Source organism: Aeromonas sp. S12(2024), from assembly GCF_041402305.1.
GTDB lineage: Bacteria > Pseudomonadota > Gammaproteobacteria > Enterobacterales > Aeromonadaceae > Aeromonas > Aeromonas veronii.
In genome coordinates this window covers 35793-42690 of sequence record NZ_JBGLRB010000026.1, presented here as the reverse complement: position 1 = coordinate 42690, position 6898 = coordinate 35793, and the positions used below count along the sequence as shown (strand labels likewise).

The window sequence follows — 6898 nt, the reverse complement described above, 5'->3', positions numbered from 1 at the left end:
AAGCTAACCGAATGCGGAGCGGTAGTTCAGTCGGTTAGAATACCGGCCTGTCACGCCGGGGGTCGCGGGTTCGAGTCCCGTCCGCTCCGCCACTAATTTGAAGGCCTTCCCGATTGGGAAGGCCTTTTTGCTATGTGCGATCTTGCCCATAAGTCCCACAGATTTGTACGCAAGAACCAACACAAAGCCCGGTCTCTCGACTGGGCTTTTGTATTTTTAGCGCCTTAAACCACCAATATCTGGCTTTTCCCTGCCAAGTAAGAGTGCCAGATAGCCGGTTATTTCCACCATTTTCTGGCTATATCCGAGCCTTATCAGCCATTTGAGCGAGTTTACAGGCGGCCAAATCAGCCTTCTGCCGCCTGCTGGTTGCAGGGAAGTTCCATATTGACCACCCCCTCTTCCATTTGCACATCGATCTTGAAGCCAAGTCGTTTGGCGAGGTTGACCATGCCGCGATTGCTGGGCATGGTCATGCCGGATAGCTGGCCAATCCCCTGCTCTTTGGCGTAACGGATGATCTTCTCCATCATCAATTTGCCGAGACCCACCCCTTTCAAGTCCGATCGCACCAGAATGGCAAACTCGGCATCGCTCTGGTCCGGGGTCGAAATGGCGCGTACCACGCCGAGGATTTGATCCTGCAGCTCGCCATCTTGCCCTACCGCTACGAAGGCCATCTCCCGGTCGTAATCGATCTGGGTCATGCGAGCCAGCTCTTCATGACCCAGCTCGCCCACATCGGCGAAGAAGCGTTTGTACCTGTCTTCATCGGAGACCCGCAGCACGAACTGCTTGTGAGCCGGTTCATCTTCCGGCCGGATTGGGCGCAGCAGGATATGGCGCTGATCTTTAAGCCAGGCCCCCTCCTCCAGCTCGGTAGGATAGGGGCGGATCGCCAGTCGGTTGCTGGTCGGGATGGTGGGGTCAGCCAGTGTGAGGCTGGCATCCAGCACCACCATCTCTGCGCCGCACGCTTGCAGCGGGTGTAGGTCCAGTTCCTGAATCTCAGGAAAGGCGAGCAATAGTTCGGATAGTTGGCAGAGCACTTGACCGAGGGCATCGATATCCAGTCGTTCCGGTGTGGCCTGCTCACGGATCTTGCGGCTCTTGAGGGCTCCGATGATCTGGTAACGAGCCAGCGCCTGATTGAGCGGTGGCAAGGCTGCTACCATCTCCTGCGGTTCGGCGCCCGACTCGCCCAGCAGGATGACGGGGCCAAAGATGGCGTCTTGCTGGATGCGAACCCGTAGTTCGAGGCCGCCGCTGCGGCGAGCCATGCGCTGCACCAGCAGCCCTTCGATACGGGCGCCCGGATCATGCTGTTTGACCCTGTCCAGAATGGCATCTGCAGCTTGCGCCACTTCGGCCGAGGTGCGCAGATTGAGCACCACGCCGTGTACGGCAGACTTGTGCAGGATATCGGGCGAGCGCAGTTTTACCGCCACCGGGTAGCCGATCTGCTCGGCGGTGAGGGTCGCCTCGATGGCGTCGGTGACGATCCAGGTTGGCAGAGTCGAGAGACCGGCGGCTTGTAAAATCGGGTGCACCAGATGGGTATCCAATCTTAGCTGTTTGCGCTCCTGCGCTTGGCGGATCAGCTGCTGGCACAGATCGACATTGAGCTGGTTGCCATGCAGGGATGCCGGTGTCTCCATCAACTGCTTCTGGTTGCGGCGGTATTCCACCATGTGCATGAAGGCGGCCATTGCGCTTTCCGGCGTGCGGTAGGTCGGGAAGCCCGCCTCGGTAAAGAGTTTGCGCCCCTCCTGCGCCGAGTATTCACCCGCCCAGTTGGTGAGGATATTGAAACGGCGCGCTCTGGGATGCTGTTTCAGATGGGCGATAAGATGGCTGGCCAGCGGCGCGCTCGGTGCCGTGAGCGAGGGGGCATGGATGATCAGGATGGCGTCGATGCCATCTTCCTGCAACACGCTGTCCAGCGCCTCCTGATAGGTGGTGATGGTGGCATCGCTGCCGATATCGAGCGGCGGACGAGCCAGCTTGCCGCCCCGCTCCAGCAGTACATCCACTGCCATATTGGCCAGCCCGCGACCGTTGGAGATGATGGCAAGCCGCTCCCCCTTGAGGGTCATGGAGTGGCTCAGGGTTTCCACCGCGGCAAACAGTTCGTGGGTATCCCGTACCCGCAGCATGCCGGCGCGGCGGATGGCGGCATCATAGACGTTGTCGAGACCGTGGGCCGGTTCGTGGCGCCCGCTTTTCAGTACCAGGATCGGCTTGTTGCGCGAGGCTGCCCGCGCCGCCGAGAGAAAGTGGCGGGCGTCGTGCAACTTGTCCATATAGATCAAAATGGCGCGGGTGACGCTGTCGCGGGAGAGTTGATCCAGCAGCTGGCCGAAGTCGATGTCGCAGTGATCACCAAGGGAGATGAAGGCGGAAAAGCCCAGTTCATGCTGCTTGGCCCAATCCAGAATGGTGGTGCTGACGGCGGCGGATTGCGAGAGAAAGGCGACCTGCCCCGGCTTGGCAGCAATGGGGGAAAAGCTGGCGTTGATCCCCTGGCCGGGCAGCAGCATCCCCATGCTGTTGGGGCCGAGCAGGCGAATGCCATATTGCTGGCAGACCCGTTTCAGCTCCAGCCGCTCCTCGGGGGAAAAGTCGGCGGCCAGTATGATGGCCGCCCCTGCGCCCTTCTGGCCGAGCGCTTCCAGCAATGGCAAGACTCGCTCCCGCCTGGTGCAGATGATGGCGAGATCCGGGGTCAGCGGCAAGCTGGCAATATCGGGATAGGCCAGCACGCCGGCGATGGACTTGTTGCGCGGGGTGACAGGGAGGATGGGCCCTTTGAACTGGCCCGCCAGCAGGTGGCGCACGATCACATGACCCGCCTTGAGCGGGTCGGTCGAGGCGCCGATCACGGCGATTGAGTGGGGTTTGAACAGCCGATCCAGACCGCTTGCTTTCATGGGCACTCCCGACAAAAGGGGGAAGATACCAGTCTAATACGCCTTTGCTGCGGGTTCTGTGACCGGATCCTGATCACCGTTTGTTGAGGGCATTGGCACGCAGATAAAAGCGCAGTTCGCCCTGCACCCGGCGAATGGCTCCCAGGTGGCGTTCCTGCAGATAGATATCCTGCTCCCGATCGAGCGCCGTGCTGGGTACGCCCATGCTTTGCAGATACTCGTCAAACAGGGTTGAACCCTTGATCTCTACCAGATGCTGTTTCATGGCTCTCCTCCCTGCGCCTTGGCGTTTGTTGATGAACGCCCAGTCTGCGATGACCTGCCGGGTTTGCCTATTGTCACTTTTGACACGAGATTTGACACGAGAGCGCTCACACATCTTTCAAAGAGGGCGTCGTTGAGGTGCTGGCTGACGTTATAGTATGGCGAGGAGCATAAGGCACGGATGGTGCGCAGGATGATCAGAGTCTGGTGGTGGTGCATGGCACTGTGGACGGTTGGCGCAACGGCAACCGAGCAGCCTATCCGCGCCTGGAATCTGCTGCTGGATCACCCCAACCCCGCCGTCGTCCAGTTGCTGCGCCTCTCCCTCGATCTCACCGTGCCCGAATATGGCCCCTATCAGCTGGTATCCAGCTCGCAGATGGAGCAGGGGCGGGCGGTGAAGGAGCTGCGTAGCGGCGAGCTGGTTCAGGTGGGTGTCTTTGCCCCCGATGGTGAGCGAGAGCGGGAGTTGCTGGCAATCCACATTCCGCTGGCCAAGGGGTTGCTGGGATGGCGGGTGTGTCTGGTTCGGCAGGGGGATGAGGGGCGTTTTGCCGCGATCGGATCGTTGGCGGACTGGCATCGCGCCGGGCTCTCCATCGGCCAGCACAGATCCTGGCCAGACACCCAGTTGCTGCGGGCTAACGGCCTCAAGGTGACGGTGGGCAATCTTTATGAGGCGCTCTTCAACATGCTGCGCAAGAAGCGCTTTGACTGCTTCCTGCGCTCGGTCATCGAGGTCGAGGATGAGCTAAGGCAGCATCCCGATCTCGCCATCGAGCCCCGTCTGGTGTTTCGCTATCCGCTGGCGCTGCTCTTCTTTGTCTCGCCAAAATATCCGGAGCTGGCCCAGCGCATCGAGCTTGGCCTGCTGCGAGCGCGGCAGTCTGGTGCTTTTGACCGGGTCTTTGAAGAGGGATTTGGCAGCACCATTCGGCGGTTGAAACTGGATGAGCGGGTGCGCCTCGAGTTGCACAACCCCGACTTGCCGCAGCCCAGTCGCGTCATGATGGTCGATCCGGCCCTTATCTATAATCCGGTGTCAGCGCAGTGAGCCCTGATTCTGCGCGGTATCCCAGAAGGCGCGGATCAGCGGCTCCTCCAGCCGCTTCTTGAGCACCCCGATCCCCACATCAAATGGCTTGAAGGCGGGTTTGAGGTCGATGATCCGTACCTTGTCGCCGAGCGGGCTGTGGTCGATCACCGCCGCTGGCACCAGTCCCACGCCACAGCCGAGCGCCACCATGGCGACGATTCCCTCGTTACCCGCCACTTCGGCATAGATGTTGGGGGCGATCCCCTTGTTGCGAAACCATTGGTCGCTGCGTTTGCGGGCCAGCCCCTGCTCGGAGAGGATGACTGGCAGTTGCTCCCAATCAGGTTCTCCCTGACGGAACCACTGGTTCAGTTGCGGGGCGTTGCGCGGTGCGATAAAGACCAGCGGTACCAGCTGCAGGCTGGCGAACTCCAGCTTGGCGGGCAGGGCATCGGGGCGGGCGGCGATGGCGAGATCGGCCTCATCGGCCAGGATCTTGTCCACCGCCAGCGCCGGGTCACCGGTCTCCAGCTTGATCTCCAGCTGGGGGTAGCGGCGGCGAAAGCGCTCCAGTACCTCGGGCAGCAGAAAGTAGCTGGCGGTGACCGAGCAGAAGACCCGCAGCCGACCTTGCAGCGGCTCGTCGCTGCGTTTGAGCTCCTGCTTGAGCTGGCGCCACTCCTGCAACAGGCCGCCGCCGAATTCGCGCAGTTTCTCGCCGGCGGGGGTGAGCCGTACCGAGCGGTTGTCCCGTTCGAACAGGATGCAGCCGGTCTCCTGCTCCAGCCGCTGGATGGCGCGACTCAGGGTGGAGGGGCTGACCGCCATGGCATCGGCACTCTTGCCGAAATGAAGGGAGTCGGCGAGGTGGAGAAACAGCTCGAGATTGCGAAGGTCCATCTTTCAGCTCCTGGCGCGGCTGGTGTGCCCGATATCCAGCGGTTGGCGGCTTGTTTCTGCCATCTCGCGGTACATTCAGCAGGCAATTATAAAGGGTGAACGTTTCAGTTATTGCAACGTACTATTTCGAATATATCAGTTCAGGCAATAAGTGTCCCGCGCTATAGTGGTTCAGACAACGCCGCTATCCGGCATGGAATCAATCGAACGGAGCAATCACCATGGCTAACTATTTCAACACCTTGAACCTGCGTCAGCAGTTGGCCCAACTGGGCAAGTGTCGTTTCATGCAGCGCGAAGAGTTCGCGGACGGCTGCAACGTGCTGAAGGGCAAGAAGGTGGTGATTGTGGGCTGTGGTGCCCAGGGTCTGAACCAGGGTCTGAACATGCGCGACTCCGGGCTGGATATTTCCTACGCCCTGCGCAAGGCCGCCATCACCGAGAAGCGCGCCTCCTGGCAGAAGGCTACCGACAACGGCTTCGCGGTCGGCACCTATGAAGAGCTGATCCCGACCGCCGATCTGGTGCTGAACTTGACTCCAGACAAACAGCACTCCGACGTCGTGAAAACCGTGATGCCGCTGATGAAGCAGGGCGCCGCATTGGGCTACTCCCACGGCTTCAACGTGGTGGAAGAGGGTCAGCAGATCCGCTCCGACATCACTGTCGTGATGGTGGCGCCCAAGTGCCCGGGTACCGAAGTGCGTGAGGAGTACAAGCGCGGTTTCGGCGTGCCGACCCTGATCGCTGTTCACCCGGAGAACGATCCCAAGGGCGAAGGCATGGCCATCGCCAAGGCGTGGGCCTCTGCCACCGGTGGCGACCGTGCCGGCGTGCTGGAGTCCTCCTTCGTGGCGGAAGTGAAATCCGACCTGATGGGCGAGCAGACCATCCTCTGCGGCATGCTGCAGGCCGGTTCCCTGCTCTGCTACGACAAGCTGGTTGCCGAAGGCACAGACCCGGCTTACGCCGGCAAGCTGATCCAGTTCGGCTGGGAGACTATCACCGAAGCCCTGAAGCAGGGTGGCATCAGCCTGATGATGGACCGCCTCTCCAACCCGGCCAAGCTGCGCGCCTTCGAGCTCTCCGAGCAGCTCAAGACCCTGATGCGCCCGCTGTTCGAGAAGCACATGGACGATATCATCGCCGGTGAGTTCTCCCGCGGCATGATGGCCGACTGGGCCGAAGACGATGCCAAGCTGTTCGGCTGGCGCGAAGAGACCGGCAAATCTGCCTTCGAAAATGCGCCGGCGTTTGCAGGCAAGATTGCCGAGCAGGAGTACTTCGACAATGGCGTGGTGATGGTGGCCATGGTCAAGGCGGGTGTCGAGCTGGCGTTCGAGACCATGGTGGCTTCCGGTATCTACGAGGAGTCCGCCTACTACGAATCCCTGCACGAGTTGCCGCTGATCGCCAACACCGTTGCCCGCAAGCGCCTGTACGAGATGAACGTGGTCATCTCCGATACCGCTGAGTACGGTAACTACCTGTTCGCCAACGCCGCCGTGCCGTTGCTGCGCGAGCACTTCATGCCGACCCTGAAAGCGGGCGATCTGGGTGCCAGCAAGGCGGAAGGGCAGAGCGTCGACAACCTGGCGCTGCTGGCGGCCAACGAAGCGACCCGCAACCACCCGATCGAAAAAATCGGCCAGGTATTACGCGGTTATATGAAAGACATGAAACGCATCGCCGTTGGCGGTTAAGCCCGCATCGGGCTGGATGATGAAGGGGCGGGGATGACGATCCCCGTCGCTGGTCGGTGGACACC

At 60.9% G+C, this 6898-nt stretch carries 5 protein-coding genes and 1 tRNA gene; 3 read left to right on the top strand and 3 right to left on the bottom strand.

The genetic code is table 11. The annotated features are described in order from the left end of the window. Positions 1-15: 15 nt before the first annotated feature. Positions 16-92 (top strand) — tRNA-Asp (locus ACB035_RS19455). Positions 93-347: 255 nt separating this feature from the next. Here ACB035_RS19455 and ACB035_RS19450 read toward each other — a convergent pair. Next, complete coding sequence (locus tag ACB035_RS19450; RefSeq protein ID WP_371167949.1) at positions 348-2930, bottom strand: GNAT family N-acetyltransferase; 2583 nt, start codon at positions 2928-2930, stop codon at positions 348-350. Between the two features lie 73 nt (positions 2931-3003). Continuing rightward, entirely contained in the window at positions 3004-3195 is a 192-nt protein-coding gene (locus ACB035_RS19445) for a hypothetical protein (RefSeq protein ID WP_005339486.1), read from the bottom strand. A gap of 192 nt (positions 3196-3387) precedes the next feature. On the opposite strand from ACB035_RS19445, the gene ACB035_RS19440 reads away from it, so the two are divergent. Beyond that, positions 3388-4248: a hypothetical protein gene (locus ACB035_RS19440; protein WP_201906727.1), complete on the top strand. Its 861-nt coding sequence runs from the start codon at positions 3388-3390 to the stop codon at positions 4246-4248. On the opposite strand, the gene ilvY is transcribed toward ACB035_RS19440, so the two are convergent. After that, positions 4237-5130, bottom strand: coding sequence for an HTH-type transcriptional activator IlvY (ilvY, locus tag ACB035_RS19435; RefSeq protein ID WP_005342097.1), 894 nt, complete (start codon positions 5128-5130; stop codon positions 4237-4239). The genes ACB035_RS19440 and ilvY overlap by 12 nt on opposite strands. Before the next feature lie 221 nt (positions 5131-5351). Between ilvY and ilvC the strand changes: the two genes are divergently transcribed. Next, the gene (ilvC, locus tag ACB035_RS19430; protein ID WP_041210772.1) at positions 5352-6833 is read left to right on the top strand and encodes a ketol-acid reductoisomerase; all 1482 of its coding nucleotides are present in this window, start codon (positions 5352-5354) and stop codon (positions 6831-6833) included. Positions 6834-6898 lie beyond the last annotated feature (65 nt).

Bases quoted from the DNA above. Each gene is read 5' to 3' on its own strand.
- ACB035_RS19450 (WP_371167949.1), bottom strand. From the start codon at position 2,930: ATGAAAGCAAGCGGTCTGGATCGGCTGTTCAAACCCCACTCAATCGCC.
- ACB035_RS19445 (WP_005339486.1), bottom strand. From the start codon at position 3,195: ATGAAACAGCATCTGGTAGAGATCAAGGGTTCAACCCTGTTTGACGAG.
- ACB035_RS19440 (WP_201906727.1), top strand. From the start codon at position 3,388: ATGATCAGAGTCTGGTGGTGGTGCATGGCACTGTGGACGGTTGGCGCA.
- ilvY (WP_005342097.1), bottom strand. From the start codon at position 5,130: ATGGACCTTCGCAATCTCGAGCTGTTTCTCCACCTCGCCGACTCCCTT.
- ilvC (WP_041210772.1), top strand. From the start codon at position 5,352: ATGGCTAACTATTTCAACACCTTGAACCTGCGTCAGCAGTTGGCCCAA.